The organism is Cupriavidus sp. GW823-FHT06D04 (assembly GCF_058795055.1).
This window is the reverse complement of the sequence record NZ_JBXAHL010000009.1, coordinates 116,601-139,656: the sequence shown is the minus strand read 5'-3', so window position 1 is coordinate 139,656 and position 23,056 is coordinate 116,601. Positions and strand designations below refer to the sequence as shown.

The following is a 23,056-nucleotide window of genomic DNA, read 5'->3' as shown; positions in this document are numbered from 1 at the left end:
CGCGGGGCGGAATGCCGGGGCGAACCGCAAATGGTCGCTCCGGCGCAACAATCTGCCAAAATCTTGATGGGCATCAGTCGGGCTGTCAGCGGATTCTCATGCTCAACCGTTAGAATCGCCGGTTCAGTCTTCTTCTGGCGGGTTTTATGTTTGCGCTGCAGTTCGCATTGCGTCGTGTTGTAGCTGGTGGTTTCACGGTGGGCGCCCTGGCGCTGGGCCTGCTGGCCGCACCGGCATCGGCGGAAGTGGTGGTGATTCTGAATTCGGGTGATGCAACCGTCACGCTGATCGACAAGGATACCCAGAAGGTGCTGGAGACCTTCCCGATCGGCAAGGAACCGCACCACCTGATCGCCACGCCAGACGACAAGTCGCTGATCATTGCCAACGCGGTCGGCAATGACCTGGTGTTCCTGGACCCGGTCTCGGGCAAGGTCCAGCAGCGCGTGCCCAATGTCGACGACCCGTACCAGATCGGCTTCTCGCCGGATCAGAAGTGGTTTGTCGCCACCGGCAACCGGCTCGACCGTGTCGACCTCTACCGCTGGGACGGCAAGGCGCTGAAGCTGGCCAAGCAGTTCCCGCTGGCCAAGACCCCGAGCCATATCGCCTTTACCGCCGACAGCCGCATCGCCTTCATCACGCTGCAGGACTCCAATGAGGTGGTAGCCATCGACCTGGTCACGCAGAACGTGATGTGGCGCATGGAAACCGGCTCGGCGCCGGCGGGCATCTGGGTCACGCCGGACCAGAAATACCTGCTGGTCGGCATGACCGGGGCCGACTACGTGGCCGTGATCGACTGGCGCACGCGCACGGTGGTCAAGCAGATCCAGACCGGCAAGGGCGCGCACAACTTCCGCGCGGTCGGCGACAAGCGCCATCTGTTCCTCAGCAACCGGGTCACCGGCAGCATCAGCATCATCGACCAGCAGACGCTGACCAAGGTCGGCGATATCACCGGCCTGCCGCCGGGCCCGGACGACATGGAGCTGACCGCCGACGGCAAGACGCTGTGGGTAACCTTCCGCTGGGCGCGCTCGGTCGGCCTGGTCGACGTGGCCAGCCGCAAGCTGGTCAAGACCGTGCGCGTCGGGCGCTCGCCGCACGGCATCTATTTCCGCACGCGCGCGCCGCTGTATTGACCAGGCAGGGCAGGGACCATGGACGACACCAGGGCATCGCGATCCGGACGGCTGGGCAAGCTGCTGGCCGCGCTGGCGCTTGCCTGCGGCCTGCCGTCCGCGCTGCAGGCGGCTGATGCCGCCCAGCCTGCCGCCAAGGCGTGCCCGGCCGGCACGCTCTACCTGACCTTCGACACCGGCAGCATGAGCCAGGCGCAGCTGATCGCCGACACGCTGCGCCGCCACCATATCCGCGCCACCTTCTTCCTGGCCAATGAGCCGACCGTGCGCCAGGACAGCTCGCTGGACCCAGCCTGGGCGCCATACTGGAAGACGCTGGTGGCCGACGGCCACGCCTTCGGCACGCATACCTTCGACCATGTCTACCTGCGCAGCGTGCGCGCCGGCCATGTGACCATGCGGCCGCAGTTCGGCGCGCAGGCGGGCAAGGACATGGCCATGGACGCGGTCGGCTTCTGCCAGGAGCTGCGGCGCAGCGCCGACGCTTTCCATGCCATGACCGGCGCCGCCATGGTGCCGCTGTGGCGCGCCCCGGGCGGGCGCACCGCACCGCAGACGGTGCAATGGGCCGAGCAGTGCGGCTTCCGCCACGTCGGCTGGGCGCCGGCGGGGTTCCTGGGCGATGAGCTGTCGTCCGACCGCTATCCCAACGCGGCGCTGCTGGAGCGCGCGCTGGCCAACCTGCGCGACGGCGATATCACCATGGCGCACCTGGGCATCTGGTCGCGCAAGGATCCGTGGGCGCCTGGCGTGCTGGAGCCGCTGCTCGCCGGTCTTGAGCGCAAGGGATTCTGTTTCGCGACGCTGCGCGAGCACCCGGCCTACCGCGACTGGATCGCCATGCCGCAGGCGGTGGGACAAAAGGAGGGCAGGCGGTAATGTGGGAGACGCTGAACGGCTGGATCGGCCAGGTTGAGGGCACGCTGTTCCAGGACGTGGTGCTGCCCGTGGTCTACGACCTCGGGTTTGGCCGCTATGCCGAGGAAGCCTTCACCGGCACCGAATGGCTGCTGGTGGGCCTGGTGCAGATCGTGGTGATGGCATTGATCCTGGGGCCGCTGGAGAAATGGCGCCCGGTCGAGCCGGTATCCGACCGCGCCGCCATCCGCACCGATATCTTCTACACGGTGATCCACCGGCTCGGGCTGTTCCGGCTGGCCATGTTCTTCCTGCTGGCGCCGCTGACCGACGCCCTGGAAGGCGACCTGCGGCTGATGGGCTGGCACCGCATCAATGTGGAAGACTGGTGGCCGGGCGTGACCTCGGTGCCGCTGGTCAGCTTCTTTGTCTACCTGCTGCTGTTCGACATCCTCGACTACTGGTACCACCGGCTGTCGCATTCGTTCCGCTGGTGGTGGCACCTGCATGCGGTGCACCACAGCCAGCGCCAGATGACGCTGTGGAGCGACAACCGCAACCACCTGCTGGACGACATGCTGCGCGATCTGGTGTTCGCGCTGGTGGCGCTGGGCGTGGGCGTGGAGCCGTCGCAGTACGTGCTGCTGGTGGCGTTGTCGCAGCTGCTGCAGAGCCTGCAGCATGCCAATGTGCGGCTGAACTTCGGCGCCATCGGCGAGCGGCTGCTGATCTCGCCGCGCTTTCACCGCACCCACCACGCCGTGGGCATCGGCCATGAGGCCGAAGGCGCACCGTCCAGGCTGGGCGGCTGCAACTACGGCGTGATCTTCCCGTGGTGGGACATGCTGTTCGGCACCGCGGTCTTCACCGAGACCTACCATCCGACCGGCATCCGCGACCAGCTGCCGCCGCCGCTGGGCAAGGGCCACGACTACGGTGCGGGCTTCCTGGCGCATCAGTGGTACGGCATCAAGCGGCTGCTGCGGCTGCGCTGAACCAGCGGGTCTGGAGGCAGTCCGCCGCGGCGGCAAGTGGCGTATGCTAGTGTTTCGGGTTGCCGCCGGTCCGGCCCAGTCGGACTTCTGCCGCGCCCGGCGCCTTTCCTCCTGTTTGCCTTCGACTGCATGAACGATATCTTCCGCTCGTTTGGCCGCGCGCTGGTCAGCCAGCTGCATCCCCGCATGCTGATGCTGACCGTGCTGCCTTTCGTCCTGGCCACGCTGCTGTGGGGCGGCCTGCTCTGGTGGGGCTGGGACCCCATCATGGGCGCCACGCGCAGCTTCCTGGAAACCTCCATCCTGACCAGCTGGATCTACAGCGCGCTCGACTGGTTCGGCCTGCAATCGATGCGCGCCATCGTGGCGCCGCTGTTCGTGGCGGCGTTGGCGATCCCGCTGGTGATTGCCTCGATGCTGATGTTTATCGGCGTGTTCTCGGTGCCGGCGGTGGTGCGCCACCTGGAGCGCAGCTACCCGGACCTGGCCAAGGCCCATGGCGGCAGCATCCTGGGCAGCGTGTTCCAGTCGCTGGGCAGCACGCTGGTGTTCCTGGTGCTGGTGCTGGTGACGCTGCCGCTGTGGCTGATCCCGCCGTTCTTTGCGCTGATCCCGCCGGTGCTGTGGGGCTGGCTGACCTACCGCGTGATGACGTATGACGCGCTCGCCGACCACGCCAGCGCCGAAGAGCGCAAGACGCTGGTGCGGCGTCATCGCACGCCGCTGCTGGTGATCGGGGTGGCGGTCGGGCTGCTGGGCTCGGCGCCGACGCTGCTGTGGGTGTCGTCGGCGGCAGTGATCTTCCTGTTCCCGTTCGTGCTGGCCGGCACGCTGTGGCTCTATGTGCTGATCTTTATCTTCTCGGCGCTGTGGTTCGGCCACTTCTGCCTGCGCGCGCTGGCGCAGCTGCGGGCCGAGCGCGCGGCGGTGCCGGCCCAGCCGCCGGCGCCTCAGCCGGGCAAGCCGGCGCCTGACGGCGACGTCATCGACCTGGCGCCGACCGACGTACGCCGCATCGAAAATTCCTGAAGCGAGGGCAATATGGGTTTTGGCCTGATCGTCATTGGCGACGAGATCCTGTCGGGGCGGCGTGAAGACAAGCATCTGCGCCGCACCATCGAACTGCTGGGCGCGCGCGGCCTGGCGCTGGACTGGGCCGAATACGTCGGCGACGACCGCGCCCGCATCACCGCCACGCTGCGGCGCACGCTGGCCGGCCCGGACGTGGTGTTCTGCACCGGCGGCATCGGCGCCACGCCGGACGATCACACCCGCCAGTGCGTGGCCGCGGCGCTGGGCGTGCCGCTGGTGCTGCATCCCGAGGCGCGCGAGCTGATCGCGCTGCGCATTGCCGAGACCGCCGGCGGAGACCCGGTCAAGGCCGACCTGAACCTGCCGGAAAACCAGCACCGCTTCAAGATGGGCGAGTTCCCCGAGGGCGCGCGCATCATCCCCAACAGCTACAACCGCATCCCGGGCTTTTCGGTCGGTCACCACCACTTCATGCCGGGATTTCCGGTGATGGCATGGCCTATGATGGAATGGGTGCTGGACCACGACTATGCGCACCTGTTCCACCAGGTGCAGCAGCAGGAGCGGGCCTTCTACGTGTTCGAAGCGCCGGAGTCCACGCTGACGCCGCTGATGGAGAAGGTCGAAGCGGCGCATCCGGGCATCCGCGTGTTCAGCCTGCCGTCGGTCGGCGACGTGCAGCGCGGCGACCGCTTCGCGCGCCGCCATATCGACCTGGGGGTCAAGGGCCCGGCCGATCTGCTGGCGCCGGCCTATGCGATGCTGCTCGAAGGCGTGCAGGCGATGGGGTTCGAGACCGTGGAGCAGCCGCCGCGCGAAGCGGCGCAGGCTTAAGGCGCCACGGGTCGCAAAAAGAAGAAGGGGCAGCCTTGGCTGCCCCTTCTCTCATTCTGGCCCGACCGCGATCAGGCGCCGTGCCACGGCAGTCCGCGCACGCACCAGCCTTCAACAGTCTTGCGGTGGTGGTGGTCATCGCGGTTGCCCTCGAAGCCTTCCAGCACATCCATGGCGAAGTGGTAGCCGGCTTCAGTGGCCACGCGCGCGGCGTGCTTGGAGCGCGCCGCGCTGCGGCACAGGAACAGCACCGGCACGTCGGCCGGCACGCGTGCCCTCAGCTCTTCGACAAAGCGGGCATTCTGCGCGCCGCCCGGATAGGACATCCATTCGACGTGGGCGAACTGCGCGTCGGGCACGTCTACGCCACCGACCCAATCCAGCTCGGCCTGGGTGCGCACGTCGACCAGCACGGCGGAAGGATCGTTCTGCAGCAGCGCAAAGGCTTCCTGCGGCGACAGCGCGCCGAAATACGGGAGCTGGTTCTGTTGCTGGCGCTGGCGGGCGGCCTGGAGGAGATCGTCTCGGGTGGTCATCTGCGTGACAAATTTGAGGAATGAAATGGAGGCGGCAAGACCGCAACACACTATTCTATAGCGCCGGGCCGGTTCGAAACCTGATTGCCGGCTGTCGGGGCGCCCGATGACTCTTTTTGGTGCGCACGCACTGTTACAGTGCGGCGTCTTGCTGAATGCACCATTATGGTGTTTCATTAGGAGGCGCTACACAAAAGTGCGTGTAACCGGTGCGCCACTCGGCAGCGGAGCAGCTGCTTGCACGACCGGACACTGACGCCGCCGCGGTGCGCGGTTCGCCGACGTTGCACATTTTTCGGGCTGCCGGTGGCAGTGGGGCGTTTGCATGGCACGCTTTCTGCTAACATTCCTCGTCCTTTCGTGGCTGGTCGGGACGGCGCGGCAGAGTATGCATCGGCGCCGGTGACGACAGGCCCAAGAATTGGCTTTCTCAGACTTCCGCCGAATATCCAGGAGATTGGCATGGCCCACAGCGTTGCAGACGTGATGAAGCTTGTGAAGGAAAACGACGTCAAGTTCGTCGATTTCCGTTTCACCGATACCAAAGGCAAGGAGCAACACGTGTCCGTGCCCGTGTCGCACTTCGATGAAGACAAGTTCGAAAGCGGCCACGCCTTCGATGGTTCGTCGATTGCCGGCTGGAAGGGTATCGAAGCTTCGGACATGCTGCTGATGCCCGATTCGAACACGGCCCACATCGACCCGTTCTACGAAGAGCCGACGCTGGTGCTGTCCTGCGACGTGGTCGAGCCGTCGGACGGCAAGGGCTATGACCGCGACCCGCGTTCCATCGCCAAGCGCGCCGAAGCCTACCTGAAGAGCACCGGCCTGGGCGACACCGCCTTCTTTGGCCCGGAACCCGAGTTCTTCATCTTCGACGGCGTGACCTGGAACGTCGACATGCAAGGCTGCTTCGTGAAGATCCACTCCGAAGAAGCCCCGTGGTCGTCGGCCAAGGAATTCGAGCACGGCAACAGCGGCCACCGTCCGGGCAAGAAGGGCGGCTACTTCCCGGTCGCCCCGATCGACACCTTCCAGGACATGCGTTCGGAAATGTGCCTGATCCTGGAATCGCTGGGCATCCCCGTTGAGGTCCACCACCACGAAGTGGCTGGCCAGGGCCAGAACGAAATCGGCACCCGTTTCAGCACGCTGGTGCAGCGCGCCGACTGGACCCAGATGCAGAAGTACGTGATCCAGAACGTCGCCCACACCTACGGCAAGACCGCCACCTTCATGCCGAAGCCGATCGTTGGCGACAACGGTTCGGGCATGCACGTGCACCAGTCCGTCTGGAAGGACGGCCAGAACCTGTTCGCGGGCAACGGCTACGCCGGCCTGTCGGAATTCGCGCTGTACTACATCGGCGGCATCATCAAGCACGCCCGCGCCCTGAACGCCATCACCAACCCGGGCACGAACTCGTACAAGCGCCTGGTGCCGGGCTTCGAGGCTCCGGTGAAGCTGGCCTACTCGGCCCGCAATCGCTCGGCTTCGATCCGCATCCCGTATGTCGCCAACCCGAAGGGCCGCCGCATCGAGACCCGCTTCCCGGATCCGCTGATGAACCCGTACCTGGGCTTCTCGGCGCTGCTGATGGCCGGCCTGGACGGCGTGATGAACAAGATCCACCCGGGCGAAGCTGCCGACAAGAACCTGTACGACCTGCCGCCGGAAGAGGATGCAAAGATCCCGACCGTGTGCTCGAGCCTGGACCAGGCGCTTGAGTACCTGGACAACGACCGCGAGTTCCTGACCCGCGGCGGCGTGTTCTCGAACTCGATGATCGATGCCTACATCGAACTGAAGATGGAAGAAGTCACGCGTTTCCGCATGACGACGCACCCGGTCGAGTTCGAGATGTACTACTCGCTGTAAGCGGCCCTTGCCCGACGCAGGTTGTGACCGGGCAACAGTTGCACTAGAAAGGGGCGGCTTCGGCTGCCCCTTTCTGCTTTGCTCGCTAGAATGGGGAATCGTGTTCCACCCCCGTTCAAACCTAACGCCATGTTCATGGACGCCTCTTCACGCACGGCTCGCCGGACCCTGACCTTGCCCCGATCTCTGCACCAATTTCGTATCGGATTCCCTGTTCTGGTGAGTGCCGTGGCGCTGACGCTGGGCACATGGGCCGGGCAGTCTTCCGCGCAGTCCTCGGACGTCTATGTCTGCACCGGGCCCAATGGCGTGCCCGAGTATCGCAATGGCAACGCCGGCAAGGGCTGCAAGAAGCTGAACCTGCCGGAGGTGGTGACGGTCCCGGGCGGGCGCATCGCTGCGCCGGCCAAGGGCGCTGGCAGCGCGGCCGGCGCGGCGGCTGGTGGCACCAGCTTCCCGCGCGTGGACAGCGCCACGCAGAAGAGCCGCGACGGCGAGCGCCGCGCGGTGCTCGCGCAGGAGCTGCAGGCCGAAGAGGCCAAGCTGCAGGGGCTGCGCGCCGAGTACAACAACGGTCAGCCGGAGCGCCAGGGCAATGAGCGCAACTATCAGAAATACCTCGATCGCACGGCGGCGCTGCGCGACGACATCGCCCGCAGCGAGGCCAATGCGGCGTCGCTGCGACGCGAGCTTGGCAATTTGAAGGACTAGTCTTATGCGTCGCCTGATTCGCGGAGTGTCACGCAAGGTCAGCGGTGCCGACGGCGCCCGTGGCGAATCGCCAGCGGCCGACGCGGCACCGGCCGAAGGCAGCGCCCAGGTGCTGACCATGGGCGCCGTGGCGCTCCATGCCGGCCTGGACGTGGTGGCCAACCCGGTGCTGCTGGTGCGGCAGCCGGGGCTGCGCGTGGTCTTTGCGAACCCGGCGGCTGAAGCCACCTTCGGCGTGTCGCGCAAGGGCATGGTGGAGCTGACGCTGCCTGACCTGTTCGGGCGTTCCGATGAGCTGCACAGCATGATCGACACGGTGGTCACGCGGCAGTTCGACGTGCGCCGGCAGGACCTGATCCTGCACCCGCCGCTGCAGGAGCCGGCCCATGTGCACGTGGTGATCGCCGTGCTGGAAGCGGTGGGCGACACCGTGGTGGTGGAGATCCTGCCCAATGAACAGAAGGTGCGCAGCGAACGCGAAGAGCGCATCCTGGACCTGACCTCGGCCAACAAGGAACTGATCCGCAACCTAGCCCACGAGATCAAGAACCCGCTGGGCGGCATCCGCGGCGCGGCGCAGCTGCTGGAGTTCGAGCTGCCGGAGCGCTCGCTGCGCGAATACACGCAGGTCATCATCAAGGAATCGGACCGGCTGCAGACGCTGGTGGACCGGCTGCTGGAGCCGCACCGGCATCCGCATATCGTATCGAGCCTGAATATCCACGAAGTGCTGGAGCGCGTGCGCTCGGTGGTGCTGGCGGAGTTTCCCAACGGGCTGGAGATCGTGCGCGACTACGACGCCAGCCTGCCCGAGCTGCAGGGTGACATGGAGCAACTGATCCAGGCCGTGCTCAACATCGTGCACAACGCCGCGCAGGCGCTGGCCGACCGCATGGCGCGCGGCGATGCGCAGATCGTGCTGCGCACGCGCGTGGCGCGCCAGGTCACGATTGCCAAGCGTCTGTTCAAGCTGGCATTGGACTTGCATGTCATCGACAACGGCCCGGGAATCCCCGAAGACATCCGCGAACGCATCTTCTATCCGCTGGTATCGGGCAGGGATGGCGGCAGCGGACTCGGTCTCACACTCGCTCAAACCTTCGTGCAGCAGCACGAGGGCTTGATCGAATGCGAGAGCAGGCCGGGCTGTACCGACTTCCGCATCCTGCTGCCACTGCACTAGCTTTTGCTGGCGTCCGCGAGCGATGGTGCACCCGCCGTGGCCGGGCATGCGGAAGACCAAATGACACCGAGCAGACAAGCGACGCACATGAAGCCGATCTGGATAGTCGACGACGATCAATCAATCCGCTGGGTCCTGGAAAAGGCCCTTGCCCGTGAAAGCCTGCTCTCGCGCAGCTTCACCAATGTGCGGGATGCGCTGGCCGCGCTGGAAGACGACCAGCCGCAGGTGCTGATATCGGATATCCGCATGCCCGGAGGATCGGGCCTGGACCTGCTGCAGGCCATCAAGGCGCGGCATCCGGGCCTGCCGGTCATCGTGATGACGGCCTACTCGGACCTGGACAGCGCCGTGGCTGCGTTCCAGGGCGGCGCCTTCGAATACCTGGCCAAGCCTTTCGATGTCGACAAGGCGGTCGAGCTGATCCGCCGCGCGCTGGAAGAAAGTCTGCGCGAGGAAGAATTGGACGACCGCCTGGTCGATGCGCCCGAGATCCTCGGCCAGGCGCCGGCGATGCAGGACGTGTTCCGCGCCATCGGCCGGCTCTCGCAGTCCAACGTGACGGTGATGATCACCGGCGAGTCCGGCACCGGCAAGGAACTGGTCGCACGCGCGCTGCACAAGCACAGCCCGCGCGCCAACGGGCCCTTTATCGCGCTCAATACCGCAGCCATCCCCAAGGACCTGCTCGAATCCGAGCTGTTCGGCCATGAGCGCGGCGCGTTCACCGGCGCGCAGACCATGCGGCGCGGCCGCTTCGAGCAGGCCGAGGGCGGCACGCTGTTCCTGGATGAAATCGGCGACATGCCGTTCGACCTGCAGACGCGCCTGCTGCGCGTGCTGTCCGATGGCAATTTCTATCGCGTCGGCGGCCACAACCCCTTGCGCGCCAATGTGCGCGTGATTGCCGCCACGCACCAGAATCTGGAGCTGCGCGTCAAGGAAGGGCTGTTCCGCGAGGACTTGTTCCACCGCCTGAACGTGATCCGGCTGCGCCTGCCGCCGCTGCGCGAACGCCCGGAGGACATCACGCTGCTGGCGCGTCATTTCCTGCAGAAGAGCGCCAAGGAACTGGGCGTCGAGCCCAAGCGCATGTCTGACGAAGCGCTGGTCTATGTCAGCACGCTGCCGTTCCCCGGCAACGTGCGCCAGCTGGAAAACCTGTGCAACTGGCTGACCGTGATGGCGCCGGCGCAGACCATCGAGGTCAAGGACCTGCCGCGCGAGATGCTGGAGGCCGGCGCCAGCGAGCCGGTCAATGCGGCGCGGCCTGAGCGCGTTGCCGAAGTGCGCGCGCCCGAGTATGAAAGCGCGCCTGACCTGGCCGACTACGGCGGGTACGCGGCGACGGTGGCAGAGGCCGACACGGCCACCGCGGTCCGGCCCGCGTCCGTGGCGACGGTGGTCCCGGCCCCGGCCTCGGCCGGCTGGGAAGGCCTGCTTGCTGGCGAGGCACGGGCGATGCTCGAAGCCGGCCAGCCGGAGGTCATGGATGTGCTGACGCGCCGCTTCGAGAAGGCGGTGCTGGAGGCCGCGCTGGGTGTCACGCGCGGGCGCCGCGTCGAGGCGGCGACCCGGCTCGGGATCGGGCGCAATACCATCACGCGCAAGCTGCAGGAGCTGGGGTTCGACTGAGCCAGGGCAGGGCAGGCGACAAAAAAACCGGCCGGGACTTTCCCGGCCGGTTTTTTGTTTTGCGTGACGTATTTAGCCGCGCGCTTCGACCAGCCGCTGCGCCATCTCGGCAAAGCCCTCGCCACCGGCCGCTGCGGTGATATAGGCCGGCGGCACCGGCAGCTGCGGCAGGATGTCGCGCACATTGGCCACGCCAACCGACAGCGGAAAGTGGGCGAACATGCTGGCATCGTTGGCCGAGTCGCCGATAAACAGCCATTCGTCGCGGCGCGCGTCCACGTCTTCGCCCAGCAGTTCGGCCACGCACAGCTTGCTCATCGACAGCTTGTCGTGCAGGCCGAACCAGCCGTTGACATGGATCGAGCTGACGGTGGCGGTCATGCCGGCCTCGCGCATGATGGCGGCGATGCGGGCCACGGCGTCTTCAGGCAACGGCGCGACATCCTCGGCATGGTCGATGGCCAGGTCGGCGGCATGCCAGGCCTGGTCCGAGGCCAGCGCGCAGCCCGGCACTTCGCGCACGATGCGCTGGCCCAGCGCGTGGATGCGCTCCAGGTTGCGTGCGCGCGTGGGGGCATCGTCCAGGAAACGGGTCTGCAGGCGGCCCTTGTGCAGGTGCGCGTAGAACGCACCGTTCTCGCCGATGATGGCGTCGACCGGCCAAAGCCGGGTCAGGATCTCGGCCCAGGCGATGCAGCGCCCGGTGACCGGGATCACGTGCAGGCCCGCGCGGTGCAGGCCGTCGAGCGCCAAGTAGGTCGAGGCCGGCAGGCGGCCGTCGGTGGTCAGGGTGCCGTCGATGTCGGTCAGCACGCCGCGCACGTTGCGCAACGCCGTTTTAGAGAGCTTGTTCAGGGATTGCATGGCGGGCCATTGTAACCGTGGATCTGGCGCTAATTGCTCTTATTGCACTGCAAAACTCACAGTACTGGCCATACTGGTGAATCTGCTGATTTGCTTGCGCAGGTGCGACAGGCGTAACATGCCGCTGTCATAAAAGAATCACATGCTGTCGGATTTTCGACCGACCGGAACAGACAGACCAAAGGAGAGCCACCGATGTCCTTTTCCCGTACCGTGCTCAAACTCGCAGCGCTGGCAGCCCTGACCGGGGCCGGCAGCGCCCACGCCGCCGTAGAAATCCAGTGGTGGCACGCCATGCAGGGCGCGCTGAACGACAAGGTGAACGAGATCGCCAACAAGTTCAACGCCAGCCAGTCCGACTACAAGATCGTGCCGGTCAACAAGGGCAACTACGACGAGACCATGGCCGCGGGCATCGCCGCGTTCCGCGCCGGTGGCGCGCCGGCGATCCTGCAAGTGTTCGAGGTCGGCACCGCTACCATGATGAGCGCGAAGGGTGCGATCAAGCCGGTCTCGGCGGTGATGAAGGACGCCGGCGAGAAGTTCGACCAGAAGGCCTATATCCCGGCGGTGGCGGGCTACTACACCTCGTCCAAGGGCGAGATGCTGTCGTTCCCGTTCAACAGCTCGACCACGGTGTTCTACTACAACAAGGACGCCTTCAAGAAGGCCGGCCTGGATCCGGAAAAGCCGCCCAAGACCTGGCCCGAGGTGATGCAGTACTCGGCCAAGCTCAAGGCCTCGGGCAGCAACTGCGCCTATACCACCGACTGGCAGGGCTGGGTCCACCTGGAGAGCTTCTCGGCCTGGCACAACACCCTGTACGCGACCAAGAACAACGGCTTCGGCGGCACCGATACGCGCCTGCTCTTCAACAGCCCGCTGCACGTCAAGCACATCACCAACCTGCAGGACATGGTGAAGAAGGGCTACTTCAGCTACGGCGGGCGCAAGGCCGAGTCGCAGGCCAAGTTCTACAACGGCGAGTGCGCGATGTTCACCGGCTCGTCGGCATCGCTGGCCAATATCCGCAAGAACGCCAAGTTCGCGTTCGCGGTGGCGCAACTGCCGTATTACCCGGAGGTGCAGGGTGCCCCGCAGAACACCATCATCGGCGGCGCTTCGCTGTGGGTGATGGGCGGCAAGAAGCCCGACGAGTACAAGGGCGTGGCCAAGTTCTTCAATTTCCTGTCGCGCCCCGAGATCCAGTCTGACTGGCACCAGGCCACCGGCTACCTGCCGGTGACGATGGCCGCCTACGAGATGACGAAGAAGTCGGGCTACTACGACAAGAACCCGGGTGCCGATGTGTCGGTGCAGCAGATGGTGGTCAAGACCACAGACAAGTCGCGCGGCGTGCGCCTGGGCAATATGGTGCAGATCCGCACCGTGGTGGACGAAGAGCTGGAAGCCGTCTGGGCCGGCAAGAAGGAGCCCAAGGCGGCGCTGGACTCGGCCGTGGCCCGCGGCAATGATCTGCTGGAGCGCTTCCAGAAGACAGCCCGCGAGTAAGCCGGTATTGCCAGCAAGCTGATGTGACAAGCGGGCGGTGGCGAAACCTCCGCCCGCTTGCATTGTGGACGGCCCCGTCGCACCGATCGGGACCGCCCGCAACTCCGTACCTAGTCCGATGCCGCGACCCGCAGCATTCGCCGGAATCCGTTTATGGAAAAACGCGTCGTTTTCCGTTCGCCGTGGCTGCCATATCTGCTGGTCTTGCCGCAGATCGCAATCACGCTGATCTTCTTCTTCCTGCCCGCCGGGCAGGCGTTGTACCAGTCGATGCTGCAGCAGGATGCCTTCGGCATCAACCTGGAGTTCGTCGGCCTGGACAACTTCCGCATGCTGTGGAACGACCCGCTGTACGTGGAGTCGTTCCAGACCACCGCCATCTTTGCCGTGGGCGTGACCGTGGTGGGCCTGACTACCGCGCTCCTGCTGGCCTATTTTGCCGACCGCATCATCCGCGGCGCCGTCGGCTACAAGACGCTGCTGATCTGGCCGTATGCGGTGGCGCCGGCCGTGGCCGGCGTGTTGTGGATGTTCATGTTCAACCCGACGCTGGGCGTGGTCTCCTTTGCGCTGCGCAAGCTCGGCGTGGAATGGAACTTCCTGCTCAACGGCGACCAGGCATTGCTGCTGGTGGTGCTGGCCGCCGCCTGGAAGCAGATCAGCTACAACTTCCTGTTCTTCCTGGCCGGGCTGCAGAGCATCCCGCGCTCGCTGATCGAGGCCGCCGCCATCGACGGCGCCGGCCCGTGGCGCCGATTCTGGTCGATCGTGTTCCCGCTGCTGTCGCCGACCACCTTCTTCCTGATGGTGATCAACGTGGTCTACGCGTTCTTCGATACCTTCGCGATCATCGACGCGGTCACCCACGGCGGCCCGTTCAATTCGACCAACACGCTGGTCTACAAGGTCTTCCATGACGGCTTCCGCGGCATGGACATCGGGGGCTCGGCCGCGCAGTCGGTGGTGCTGATGGTGATCGTGATTGCGCTGACCGTGGTGCAGTTCCGCTACGTGGAACGCAAGGTCCAGTACTGACGGAGACAGCACATGGTAGAACGTCGCCCCTTCCTTGATTTCCTGAGCCACGCCGTGCTGATCCTGGGCATCGTGATCGTGGTGTTCCCGGTGTACCTGACCTTCGTCGCGTCCACGCTGACCGCGGAAGAGGTGCTGGACGCACCGATGACGCTGATCCCCGGCAGCCACCTGATCGAGAACTATCGCACCGTGCTGTTCCAGGGCGTGGGCGAGGCCGCATCGCCGGTCTCGACCATGATGAAGAACAGCCTGATCATGGCGCTGGGCATTGCGCTCGGGAAGATCGCCATCTCGATCATCTCGGCCTTTGCCATCGTCTATTTCAAGTTCCCGCTGCGCAAGACCTTCTTCTGGCTGATCTTCATCACGCTGATGCTGCCGGTGGAGGTGCGGATCCTGCCGACCTACAAGGTGGTGTCGGACCTCGGCATGCTCGACAGCTACTTCGGCCTGACCATCCCGATCATCGCGTCGGCCACCGCCACCTTCCTGTTCCGCCAGTTCTTCCTGACCATTCCGGACGAACTGGCCGAGGCCGCGCGCATCGACGGCGCCGGGCCACTGCGCTTCTTCTGGGACGTGGTGCTGCCGCTGTCGCGCACCAGCATCGCCGCGCTCTTCGTGATCCAGTTCATCTACGGCTGGAACCAGTACCTGTGGCCGCTGCTGATCACCACGCAGAAGTCGATGACGCCGGTGGTGGTGGGCGTGACGCAGATGATCTCGCGCTCGGGCGATGCCGCCACTGACTGGAACCTGGTGATGGCCACGGTGATGCTGGCGATGATCCCGCCCGCAGTGGTGGTGGTGCTGATGCAGAAGTGGTTCGTCAAGGGCCTGGTCGAAACGGAAAAATAAGGCGTGGCGCGCCACGCGCGCACGCAGGACAACAGCAATGGCAAAACTGTCGCTACGCAACGTACAGAAAACCTACGCCGGCAACGTCAAGGTGGTGCACGGCATCGACATGGAGATCGCCGACGGCGAGTTCATCGTTATCGTCGGCCCCTCGGGCTGCGGCAAGTCCACGCTGCTGCGCATGGTGGCGGGGCTGGAAACCATCACCGGCGGCGAGATCCATATCGGCGACAAGGTCGTCAATAGTCTGGAGCCGGCCGAGCGGGACATCGCCATGGTGTTCCAGAACTACGCGCTCTATCCGCATATGAGCGTGTACGACAACATGGCCTACGGCCTGAAGATCCGCGGCATGGCCAAGGCCGAGATCGCGCAGCGGGTGAACCATGCCGCCGGCATCCTGGAGCTGGCGCCGCTGCTGGACCGCAAACCGCGCCAGCTGTCGGGCGGGCAGCGCCAGCGCGTGGCCATGGGCCGCGCCATCGTGCGCGAGCCGGCGGTGTTCCTGTTCGATGAGCCGTTGTCCAACCTGGACGCCAAGCTGCGCGTGCAGATGCGGCTGGAACTGAAGGAGCTGCACCGGCGCCTGGGCACCACCAGCCTGTACGTCACGCACGACCAGGTCGAGGCGATGACGCTGGCCGACCGCATGATGGTGCTCAACGCCGGACGCGTCGAGCAGATCGGCACGCCGCTGGACGTCTATTCGCGTCCGGCCAGCACCTTCGTGGCGGGCTTTATCGGCTCGCCGCCGATGAACCTGATCCCGGTGGCGCGCAACGCCGGCGGCGACACCAGCGCGCAGATGCGCGTGGTGGCGAAGGAGGGCGAGGCCGCCAAGGCCACGCTGGGGCACCTGCCGATGGGGCTGCACCTGCCGGAGCAGGCACTGCTGGGACTGCGCCCGGAGCATATCGAGCCGTGCGCCGCGCATGAGGCCATCGCCGAAGTCGATGTGCGCGTGGTCGAGGCGCTCGGCGCGGATTCCTTCGCCTATGGTTCGCTCGGCGGACAGGCGGTGGTGGTGCGGCTGGACAGCCATGCGCACGTGCGCGCCGGCGACCGCCTGCCGGTGACGTCGTCGGCAGAGCACCTGCATTTCTTTGCGCCCGACACGGGCAAGCGCATCGAGGCCTGATCATGGCAGACGAACAGACAACCTGGCCAGGCGCGGTGACCACCGACAACTGGCCGTATCCGCGCCATATCGCGCACCGTGGCGCGGGCAAGCTGGCGCCGGAGAATACGCTGGCGGCCTTTCGCCACGGCGCGTCCTTCGGTTACCGGATGTTCGAATTCGACGTGAAGCTGACGGCTGACGGCAAGCCGGTGCTGATGCATGACGCCACGCTGGACCGCACCACCTCCGGCAGCGGTCGGGTGGACAGCCTGACCCTGGGCGAAGTGGCGCAGCTGGACGCCGGCAGCTGGCACAGCGCCACCTTTGCGGGCGAACCCGTGCCGACACTCAGGGCGATCGCACGCTACACCTGTGCCAACGGGTATTGCATCAATATCGAGATCAAGCCCGTTCCGGGCCGGGAGACGTTGACCGGCGCAGCCGTGGCGCTGGACGCACAGAGCCTGTGGCGCGGCGCGCCAGTGCCCCCGTTGCTGTCGTCCTTCTCCGAAGACTCGCTGGCGGCGGCGCGCCGGGTAGCGCCGGACCTGCCGAGGGCGCTGCTGCTCGACAAGCTGCCGGTGGACTGGCTGGACCGGCTGCGCGAGCTCGATTGCGTGGCGCTGGATGCCAACCACCGTGTGCTCAATGCCAAGGTGATTGCCGACGCGCATGCTGCCGGCTTCAAGGTCCTCAGCTACACGGTCAATGACCCGGAGCGTGCCGAGCAGTTGCTGGCCTGGGGCCTGGACGGGCTGATCACCGACGCCGTCGACCAGATCGCGCCTTGATGCAAATTGTTGTGCGGATGTTGTTAATTTGCTGATTGCGCATCGAATTGTCGCGGGTGGCTGTTTCGTATCGCGAAAAGTCCACATTGATCCAGGGCAATTCATGCTATTCTTACCGCCGTGAAGACTTTAGGTCCTTCCCCGCACAACTTGCCCTTTCGGGCCTTGTGAGAAAGCCATCACATGCGGCACCCGTGCGGTGCCGTTTGCGTAGGCGCCTCAGTTGGGCTCCCAAGAGTTGTTTGCGATCCGCTAACCGGTCAAGCCGTGTCGCGGAAGGTTGAATAACCCGCTGAACTCCGGCATTCCCGGAGAATAGTGAGCGTCCCATGATGCAGCAGTACCAGAGCAACTCGTACCTCTTCGGCGGTAACGCCCCGTATGTCGAAGAACTGTACGAAGCCTACCTCCAGAACCCCGCCTCGGTTCCCGACAATTGGCGCGCGTATTTCGACGCCATGCAGAATGTTCCTGCGGTCGACGGCACTAGCGCCCGGGATATCCCCCACGCCCCCATCGTTGCCTCGTTCGCCGAGCGCGCCAAGCAAGGCCCCATCAAGACCATCGTTGCCTCGGCCGATTCCGACATGGGCCGCAAGCGCGTCGCTGCCACCCAGCTGATCGCCGCCTACCGCAACATCGGTTCGCACTGGGCCGACCTGGATCCGCTCAAGCGCCAGGAGCGTCCGCCCCTGCCGGATCTGGACCCGGCGTTCTACGGTTTCTCCGAAGCCGACCTCGACATCGTCTTCAATGCCAGCAACACCTACTTTGGCAAGGAGTCGATGAGCCTGCGCGAGCTGCTCAACAACCTGCGCGAAACCTACTGCGGCACCATCGGTTTCGAATTCATGTACGTGAGCGACCAGGCGCAGAAGCGCTGGTGGCAGGAGCGCCTGGAAACCACGCGTTCCAAGCCGGTGTTCACGCTGGAAAAGAAGAAGCACATCCTGGACCGCCTGACCGCGGCTGAAGGCCTGGAGCGCTTCCTGCACACCAAGTACGTCGGCCAGAAGCGCTTCTCGCTCGAAGGCGGCGAAAGCTTCATCGCCGCCATGGACGAGCTGATCCAGCACGCCGGCAGCAAGGGCGTGCAGGAAATCGTGATCGGTATGGCCCACCGCGGCCGCCTAAACGTGCTGGTCAACACCCTGGGCAAGATGCCCGCCGACCTGTTCGCCGAATTCGAAGGCAAGCACGTCGACGACCTGCCGGCCGGTGACGTCAAGTACCACAAGGGCTTCTCGAGCGATGTCTCGACCGAAGGCGGCCCGGTCCACCTGTCGCTGGCGTTCAACCCGTCGCACCTCGAAATCGTCAACCCGGTGGTCGAAGGCTCGGCCAAGGCCCGCCAGGAACGCCGCGGCGAAGTCGGCCACAAGGAAGTGCTGCCGGTGCAGGTGCACGGCGACGCGGCCTTTGCCGGCCAGGGCGTGGTGATGGAGACGCTGAACCTCGCGCAGACCCGCGGCTACGGCACGGGCGGCTCGATGCACATCGTCATCAACAACCAGATCGGCTTCACCACCTCCGACCCGCGCGACGCGCGTTCGACGCTGTACTGCACGGACGTGGTCAAGATGATCGAGGCCCCGGTGCTGCACGTGAACGGCGACGATCCCGAAGCCGTGGTGTACGCCATGCAGCTGGCCGTGGACTTCCGCATGGAGTTCAAGAAGGATGTCGTGGTCGACATCATCTGCTTCCGCAAGCTGGGCCACAACGAGCAGGACACCCCGGCGGTCACGCAGCCGCTGATGTACAAGAAGATCGCCCAGCACCCCGGCACGCGCAGGCTGTACGCCGACAAGCTGGCCGCGCAGAACCTGGTCCCGGCCGAGTTCGGCGACGAGAAGGTCAAGGAATACCGCGCCGCGATGGACGCCGGCAAGCACACCGCCGACCCTGTCCTGTCGAACTTCAAGAACAAGTTCGCCGTGGACTGGATGCCGTTCCTGAACCGCAAGTGGACCGACGCCGCCGACACTGCCGTGCCGGTGACCGAACTGAAGCGCCTGGCCGAACGCATCACCACCACGCCTGAGACGCTGAAGCTGCACCCGCTGGTGGAAAAGGTCGTCAAGGACCGCGCCAACATGGGCCGCGGCGACCAGCCGCTGGACTGGGGCATGGGTGAGCACCTGGCCTTCGCCTCGCTGGTGTCGTCGGGCTATCCCGTGCGCATCACCGGTCAGGACGCCGGCCGCGGCACCTTCACCCACCGCCACGCCGTGCTGCACGACCAGGCCCGCGAGCGCTGGGATGCCGGCAGCTATGTGCCGCTGCAGAACGTGTCGGAAAACCAGGCACCGTTCACGGTGATCGACTCGGTGCTGTCCGAAGAAGCCGTGCTCGGCTTCGAATACGGCTACTCGGCCGCCGAACCGAACGCGCTGGTGATCTGGGAAGCCCAGTTCGGCGACTTCGTCAACGGCGCCCAGGTGGTGATCGACCAGTTCATCTCGTCGGGTGAAGTGAAGTGGGGCCGTGCCTCGGGCCTGACCCTGATGCTGCCGCACGGCTACGAAGGCCAGGGCCCGGAACACAGCTCGGCCCGTATCGAGCGCTTCCTGCAGCTTTGCGCGGACCACAACATGCAGGTCTGCCAGCCGACCACGCCGGCCCAGATCTTCCACCTGCTGCGCCGCCAGATGATCCGTCTGTTCCGCAAGCCGCTGGTGATCATGACGCCGAAGTCGCTGCTGCGTAACAAGGACGCCGTGTCGCCGCTGTCGGACCTGGCCAAGGGCCACTTCGAGACGGTCATCCCTGACCACGAAGAGCTCAACGCCAGCAAGGTCAAGCGCGTCATCATGTGCTCGGGCAAGGTCTACTACGACCTGGTCAACACGCGCAAGGAACGCGAGGCCAACGATACGGCGGTCATCCGCCTGGAACAGCTGTATCCGTTCCCGCACAAGGCCGTGGCAGCAGAGCTCAAGAAGTATCCGAACGCCACCGAAATCGTGTGGTGCCAGGACGAGCCGCAGAACCAGGGTGCCTGGTTCTTCGTGCAGCACTACATCATGGAAAACATGACGGATGGCCAGAAGCTCGGTTATGCCGGTCGTCCCGCTTCGGCTTCGCCGGCAGTGGGCTACTACGCAAAGCACAACGAGCAACAGAAGGCGCTGCTGGATGCTGCCTTCGCCAAGCTCAAGGGCTTTGTTCTGACCAAGTAATCAAGCGGCAGCCACGGCGGCGCGCGCAGACGGCCGCCGTGGCATAGCCAGCATAAAGACAACACGCATAACACGAGGAATTCACAACCATGGCTATCGTTGACGTCAAGGTTCCGCAGCTCTCCGAATCGGTCGCCGAAGCGACCATGCTCAACTGGAAGAAGAAGCCGGGCGAGGCTGTTGCACAGGACGAAATCCTGATCGAGATCGAAACCGACAAGGTCGTGCTGGAAGTGCCGGCCCCGTCGGCAGGCGTCCTGTCGATTATCGTCAAGAACGACGGCGACACCGTCGTGGCCGATGAGATCATCGCGAAGATCGACACCGAAGCCACCGCTGGCGCCGCCGCACCGGCTGCTGCCGCTCCGGCACCTGCCGCCGCTGCCCCGGCACCGGCCGCTGCTGCCGCCGCTCCGGCAGCCGCAGGTGGTGTGGCGATGCCGTCGGCTGCCAAGCTGATGGCAGAAGCCGGCCTGTCGGCTGGCCAGGTTGCCGGCACCGGCAAGGACGGCCGCATCACCAAGGGTGACGCGCTGGCCGCTGCTGCTGCTCCGGCCGCCCCGGCCGCCAAGGCTGCTCCGGCTCCGGCCGCCGCCAAGCCGGCGCTGCAGCAGGTTTCGGCCCCGGTTGACTTCGCCGCGCTGGGCGACCGCCCGGAAGAGCGTGTGCCGATGAGCCGCCTGCGCGCCCGTATCGCCGAGCGCCTGCTGCAATCGCAATCGACCAACGCCATCCTCACCACCTTCAATGAAGTGAACATGAAGCCGGTGATGGACCTGCGCAACAAGTACAAGGACCGCTTCGAGAAGGAACACGGCGTCAAGCTGGGCTTCATGTCGTTCTTCGTCAAGGCCGCGGTGCACGCGCTGAAAAAGTTCCCGCTGATCAACGCTTCGATCGACGGCAACGACATCGTCTACCACGGCTACTTCGACATCGGCATCGCGGTGGGCTCGCCGCGCGGCCTGGTGGTGCCCATCCTGCGCAATGCCGACCAGATGAGCCTGGCCGACATCGAGAAGAAGATTGCCGAGTTCGGCGTCAAGGCCCGTGACGGCAAGCTGTCGCTGGAAGAACTGACCGGCGGTACGTTCTCGATCTCCAACGGCGGCGTGTTCGGCTCGATGCTGTCGACCCCGATCATCAACCCGCCGCAATCGGCCATCCTGGGCGTGCACGCCACCAAGGACCGCCCGGTGGTGGAAGACGGCCAGATCGTGATCCGCCCGATGAACTACCTGGCGATGTCGTATGACCACCGCATCATCGACGGCCGTGAAGCTGTCCTGGGCCTGGTCGCCATGAAGGACGCGCTGGAAGATCCGGCCCGCCTGCTGCTGGACCTGTAAAAAACGGTCCCCCCGCGCACGTCTGCCGTGCGCGGGGCGCGCTTCCCCCGTGATGAAGGCGCGCCGGCACAAGCTGTCGCCGGCGCCCACAAAGGAATTCCCATGAGCAAACAATTCGACGTGCTGGTGATCGGCGCCGGCCCCGGCGGCTACATTGCCGCCATCCGTGCCGGCCAGCTGGGCCTGAACGTGGCCTGCTGCGAAGGCAATCCGTATGACGATCCCAAGGGCGAAGCCCGCCTGGGCGGCACCTGCCTGAACGTGGGCTGCATCCCCTCCAAGGCGCTGCTGGCTTCCTCGGAAGAGTTCGAGAACGTCCAGCACCACCTGGGCGACCACGGCATCACCGTGGGCGACGTCAAGGTCGACGTGGCCAAGATGCTCAAGCGCAAGGACGACATCGTCGGCAAGATGACCAAGGGCATCGAGTTCCTGTTCCGCAAGAACAAGGTGACGCTGCTCAAGGGCTACGGCAAGTTCGTCGGCAAGACCGCCGAAGGCTTCCAGGTCGACGTTGCCGGTGAAGTCGTGACCGCCAAGCAGGTCATCATCGCCACTGGCTCGAAGGCTCGCCACCTGCCGGGCATCAAGGTCGACAACGACCTGGTCAGCGATAACGAGGGCGCGCTCAAGTTCCCCGCAGTGCCGAAGAAGCTGGGCGTGATCGGCGCCGGCGTGATCGGCCTGGAGCTGGGCTCGGTGTGGCGCCGCCTGGGTTCCGATGTGACCGTGCTGGAAGCGCTGCCCGCATTCCTGGGCGCCGCCGACGAAGGCGTGGCCAAGGAGGCGCAGAAGCAGCTGACCAAGCAGGGCCTGAAGTTCAGCCTCGGCGTGAACGTCAACGAAGTGACGACCAGCAAGAACGGCGTGACCGTCAAGTACACCGACAAAGACGGCAAGGCCCAGACCCTGGAAGTCGATCGCCTGATCGTGTCGGTCGGCCGCGTGCCCAATACCGACAACCTGGGCCTGGACGCCGTCCGCCTGGCCGCGGACCAGCGCGGCTTCATCGAGGTGGACGACCACTGCGCCACCAAGGTGCCGGGCCTGTGGGCCATCGGCGACGTGGTGCGCGGCCCGATGCTGGCGCACAAGGCCGAGGACGAAGGCGTGGCCGTGGCCGAGCGCATCGCCGGCCAGAAGCCGCACATCGACTACAACTGCGTTCCGTGGGTGATCTACACCTTCCCGGAAATCGCATGGGTAGGCAAGACCGAAGCCCAGCTCAAGGCCGAAGGCCGCGAGTACAAGGCCGGCCAGTTCCCGTTCATGGCCAACGGCCGTGCGCTGGGCATGGGCCACGCCGACGGCTTCGTCAAGATGCTGGCCGACGCCAAGACCGATGAGATCCTGGGCGTGCACATCGTCGCCGCCAACGCCTCGGACCTGATCGCCGAAGCCGTGGTGGCGATGGAGTTCAAGGCCGCCAGCGAGGATATCGGCCGCGTCTGCCATCCGCACCCGTCGATGTCGGAAGTCATGCGCGAAGCCGCGCTGGCCGTCGACAAGCGTCAGCTTAATATGTAAGGCGCATG

Annotated in this window: 19 protein-coding genes; 17 read left to right on the top strand and 2 right to left on the bottom strand. The window is 65.4% G+C overall.

What is annotated here, in order from left to right:
- The first annotated feature begins 146 nt into the window (after nucleotides 1-146).
- The 5 genes from AC1Q7H_RS14430 to AC1Q7H_RS14410 all read left to right on the top strand — a co-directional run bounded on the left by AC1Q7H_RS14430 (nucleotide 147) and on the right by AC1Q7H_RS14410 (nucleotide 4,864).
- Entirely contained in the window at nucleotides 147-1,145 is a 999-nt protein-coding gene (locus tag AC1Q7H_RS14430; RefSeq protein WP_153953628.1) for a YVTN family beta-propeller repeat protein, read from the top strand.
- 18 nt (nucleotides 1,146-1,163) lie between these two features.
- Nucleotides 1,164-2,024, top strand: coding sequence for a polysaccharide deacetylase family protein (locus AC1Q7H_RS14425; RefSeq protein ID WP_013957200.1), 861 nt, complete (start codon nucleotides 1,164-1,166; stop codon nucleotides 2,022-2,024).
- Nucleotides 2,024-2,998 carry a sterol desaturase family protein gene (locus tag AC1Q7H_RS14420; protein ID WP_013957199.1) on the top strand — a complete coding sequence of 325 codons (975 nt, stop codon included), beginning with the start codon at nucleotides 2,024-2,026 and terminating at the stop codon, nucleotides 2,996-2,998. Before AC1Q7H_RS14425 ends, AC1Q7H_RS14420 begins: the two co-directional genes overlap by 1 nt.
- 129 nt (nucleotides 2,999-3,127) lie before the next feature.
- Nucleotides 3,128-4,027 (top strand): EI24 domain-containing protein, encoded by a 900-nt coding sequence (locus tag AC1Q7H_RS14415; protein ID WP_013957198.1) that lies wholly within the window; start codon nucleotides 3,128-3,130, stop codon nucleotides 4,025-4,027.
- A gap of 12 nt (nucleotides 4,028-4,039) precedes the next feature.
- Nucleotides 4,040-4,864: a competence/damage-inducible protein A gene (locus tag AC1Q7H_RS14410; RefSeq protein WP_013957197.1), complete on the top strand. Its 825-nt coding sequence runs from the start codon at nucleotides 4,040-4,042 to the stop codon at nucleotides 4,862-4,864.
- A gap of 71 nt (nucleotides 4,865-4,935) precedes the next feature.
- On the opposite strand, the gene AC1Q7H_RS14405 is transcribed toward AC1Q7H_RS14410, so the two are convergent.
- Nucleotides 4,936-5,400 (bottom strand): rhodanese-like domain-containing protein, encoded by a 465-nt coding sequence (locus AC1Q7H_RS14405; protein ID WP_010809453.1) that lies wholly within the window; start codon nucleotides 5,398-5,400, stop codon nucleotides 4,936-4,938.
- A gap of 462 nt (nucleotides 5,401-5,862) precedes the next feature.
- Here AC1Q7H_RS14405 and AC1Q7H_RS14400 point away from each other — a divergent pair, with 462 nt between their 5' ends.
- The 4 genes from AC1Q7H_RS14400 to ntrC all read left to right on the top strand — a co-directional run bounded on the left by AC1Q7H_RS14400 (nucleotide 5,863) and on the right by ntrC (nucleotide 10,807).
- Complete coding sequence (locus tag AC1Q7H_RS14400; protein WP_010809454.1) at nucleotides 5,863-7,278, top strand: 3-hydroxylaminophenol mutase; 1,416 nt, start codon at nucleotides 5,863-5,865, stop codon at nucleotides 7,276-7,278.
- 135 nt (nucleotides 7,279-7,413) lie between these two features.
- Entirely contained in the window at nucleotides 7,414-7,989 is a 576-nt protein-coding gene (locus AC1Q7H_RS14395) for a DUF4124 domain-containing protein (protein WP_211979872.1), read from the top strand.
- 4 nt (nucleotides 7,990-7,993) lie between these two features.
- On the top strand, nucleotides 7,994-9,172 hold the full coding sequence (gene glnL, locus AC1Q7H_RS14390) for a nitrogen regulation protein NR(II) (protein ID WP_013957195.1): 1,179 nt from the start codon (nucleotides 7,994-7,996) through the stop codon (nucleotides 9,170-9,172).
- A gap of 87 nt (nucleotides 9,173-9,259) precedes the next feature.
- Nucleotides 9,260-10,807 (top strand): nitrogen regulation protein NR(I), encoded by a 1,548-nt coding sequence (gene ntrC / locus AC1Q7H_RS14385; RefSeq protein ID WP_211979871.1) that lies wholly within the window; start codon nucleotides 9,260-9,262, stop codon nucleotides 10,805-10,807.
- A 72-nt stretch (nucleotides 10,808-10,879) separates the two neighbouring features.
- Here the strand turns inward: ntrC and AC1Q7H_RS14380 are convergent, their stop codons facing one another.
- Nucleotides 10,880-11,671 (bottom strand): HAD-IIB family hydrolase, encoded by a 792-nt coding sequence (locus AC1Q7H_RS14380; protein WP_013957193.1) that lies wholly within the window; start codon nucleotides 11,669-11,671, stop codon nucleotides 10,880-10,882.
- A gap of 195 nt (nucleotides 11,672-11,866) precedes the next feature.
- On the opposite strand from AC1Q7H_RS14380, the gene ugpB reads away from it, so the two are divergent.
- From ugpB to lpdA, 8 genes are all read left to right on the top strand, one after another.
- The gene (gene ugpB, locus AC1Q7H_RS14375) at nucleotides 11,867-13,183 is read left to right on the top strand and encodes a sn-glycerol-3-phosphate ABC transporter substrate-binding protein UgpB (protein WP_013957192.1); all 1,317 of its coding nucleotides are present in this window, start codon (nucleotides 11,867-11,869) and stop codon (nucleotides 13,181-13,183) included.
- 153 nt (nucleotides 13,184-13,336) lie between these two features.
- The gene (gene ugpA, locus AC1Q7H_RS14370) at nucleotides 13,337-14,218 is read left to right on the top strand and encodes a sn-glycerol-3-phosphate ABC transporter permease UgpA (protein ID WP_013957191.1); all 882 of its coding nucleotides are present in this window, start codon (nucleotides 13,337-13,339) and stop codon (nucleotides 14,216-14,218) included.
- A 12-nt stretch (nucleotides 14,219-14,230) separates the two neighbouring features.
- Nucleotides 14,231-15,079, top strand: coding sequence for a sn-glycerol-3-phosphate ABC transporter permease UgpE (ugpE, locus tag AC1Q7H_RS14365; protein ID WP_013957190.1), 849 nt, complete (start codon nucleotides 14,231-14,233; stop codon nucleotides 15,077-15,079).
- Between the two features lie 37 nt (nucleotides 15,080-15,116).
- On the top strand, nucleotides 15,117-16,217 hold the full coding sequence (locus AC1Q7H_RS14360; RefSeq protein ID WP_013957189.1) for a sn-glycerol-3-phosphate import ATP-binding protein UgpC: 1,101 nt from the start codon (nucleotides 15,117-15,119) through the stop codon (nucleotides 16,215-16,217).
- A 2-nt stretch (nucleotides 16,218-16,219) separates the two neighbouring features.
- The gene (gene ugpQ / locus AC1Q7H_RS14355; RefSeq protein ID WP_211979870.1) at nucleotides 16,220-16,990 is read left to right on the top strand and encodes a glycerophosphodiester phosphodiesterase; all 771 of its coding nucleotides are present in this window, start codon (nucleotides 16,220-16,222) and stop codon (nucleotides 16,988-16,990) included.
- Nucleotides 16,991-17,319: 329 nt separating this feature from the next.
- Nucleotides 17,320-20,172: a 2-oxoglutarate dehydrogenase E1 component gene (locus AC1Q7H_RS14350; RefSeq protein ID WP_013957187.1), complete on the top strand. Its 2,853-nt coding sequence runs from the start codon at nucleotides 17,320-17,322 to the stop codon at nucleotides 20,170-20,172.
- Between the two features lie 89 nt (nucleotides 20,173-20,261).
- Nucleotides 20,262-21,521, top strand: a complete 1,260-nt coding sequence (gene odhB / locus AC1Q7H_RS14345) for a 2-oxoglutarate dehydrogenase complex dihydrolipoyllysine-residue succinyltransferase (protein ID WP_013957186.1) — start codon at nucleotides 20,262-20,264, stop codon at nucleotides 21,519-21,521.
- Nucleotides 21,522-21,623: 102 nt separating this feature from the next.
- Complete coding sequence (gene lpdA / locus AC1Q7H_RS14340) at nucleotides 21,624-23,048, top strand: dihydrolipoyl dehydrogenase (RefSeq protein ID WP_492381402.1); 1,425 nt, start codon at nucleotides 21,624-21,626, stop codon at nucleotides 23,046-23,048.
- The last annotated feature ends 8 nt before the right edge of the window (nucleotides 23,049-23,056 follow it).

Coding starts and splice junctions, on each gene's coding strand:
- AC1Q7H_RS14430 (WP_153953628.1), top strand. CDS start 147: ATGTTTGCGCTGCAGTTCGCATTGCGTCGTGTTGTAGCTGGTGGTTTC.
- AC1Q7H_RS14425 (WP_013957200.1), top strand. CDS start 1,164: ATGGACGACACCAGGGCATCGCGATCCGGACGGCTGGGCAAGCTGCTG.
- AC1Q7H_RS14420 (WP_013957199.1), top strand. CDS start 2,024: ATGTGGGAGACGCTGAACGGCTGGATCGGCCAGGTTGAGGGCACGCTG.
- AC1Q7H_RS14415 (WP_013957198.1), top strand. CDS start 3,128: ATGAACGATATCTTCCGCTCGTTTGGCCGCGCGCTGGTCAGCCAGCTG.
- AC1Q7H_RS14410 (WP_013957197.1), top strand. CDS start 4,040: ATGGGTTTTGGCCTGATCGTCATTGGCGACGAGATCCTGTCGGGGCGG.
- AC1Q7H_RS14405 (WP_010809453.1), bottom strand. CDS start 5,400: ATGACCACCCGAGACGATCTCCTCCAGGCCGCCCGCCAGCGCCAGCAA.
- AC1Q7H_RS14400 (WP_010809454.1), top strand. CDS start 5,863: ATGGCCCACAGCGTTGCAGACGTGATGAAGCTTGTGAAGGAAAACGAC.
- AC1Q7H_RS14395 (WP_211979872.1), top strand. CDS start 7,414: ATGGACGCCTCTTCACGCACGGCTCGCCGGACCCTGACCTTGCCCCGA.
- glnL (WP_013957195.1), top strand. CDS start 7,994: ATGCGTCGCCTGATTCGCGGAGTGTCACGCAAGGTCAGCGGTGCCGAC.
- ntrC (WP_211979871.1), top strand. CDS start 9,260: ATGAAGCCGATCTGGATAGTCGACGACGATCAATCAATCCGCTGGGTC.
- AC1Q7H_RS14380 (WP_013957193.1), bottom strand. CDS start 11,671: ATGCAATCCCTGAACAAGCTCTCTAAAACGGCGTTGCGCAACGTGCGC.
- ugpB (WP_013957192.1), top strand. CDS start 11,867: ATGTCCTTTTCCCGTACCGTGCTCAAACTCGCAGCGCTGGCAGCCCTG.
- ugpA (WP_013957191.1), top strand. CDS start 13,337: ATGGAAAAACGCGTCGTTTTCCGTTCGCCGTGGCTGCCATATCTGCTG.
- ugpE (WP_013957190.1), top strand. CDS start 14,231: ATGGTAGAACGTCGCCCCTTCCTTGATTTCCTGAGCCACGCCGTGCTG.
- AC1Q7H_RS14360 (WP_013957189.1), top strand. CDS start 15,117: ATGGCAAAACTGTCGCTACGCAACGTACAGAAAACCTACGCCGGCAAC.
- ugpQ (WP_211979870.1), top strand. CDS start 16,220: ATGGCAGACGAACAGACAACCTGGCCAGGCGCGGTGACCACCGACAAC.
- AC1Q7H_RS14350 (WP_013957187.1), top strand. CDS start 17,320: ATGATGCAGCAGTACCAGAGCAACTCGTACCTCTTCGGCGGTAACGCC.
- odhB (WP_013957186.1), top strand. CDS start 20,262: ATGGCTATCGTTGACGTCAAGGTTCCGCAGCTCTCCGAATCGGTCGCC.
- lpdA (WP_492381402.1), top strand. CDS start 21,624: ATGAGCAAACAATTCGACGTGCTGGTGATCGGCGCCGGCCCCGGCGGC.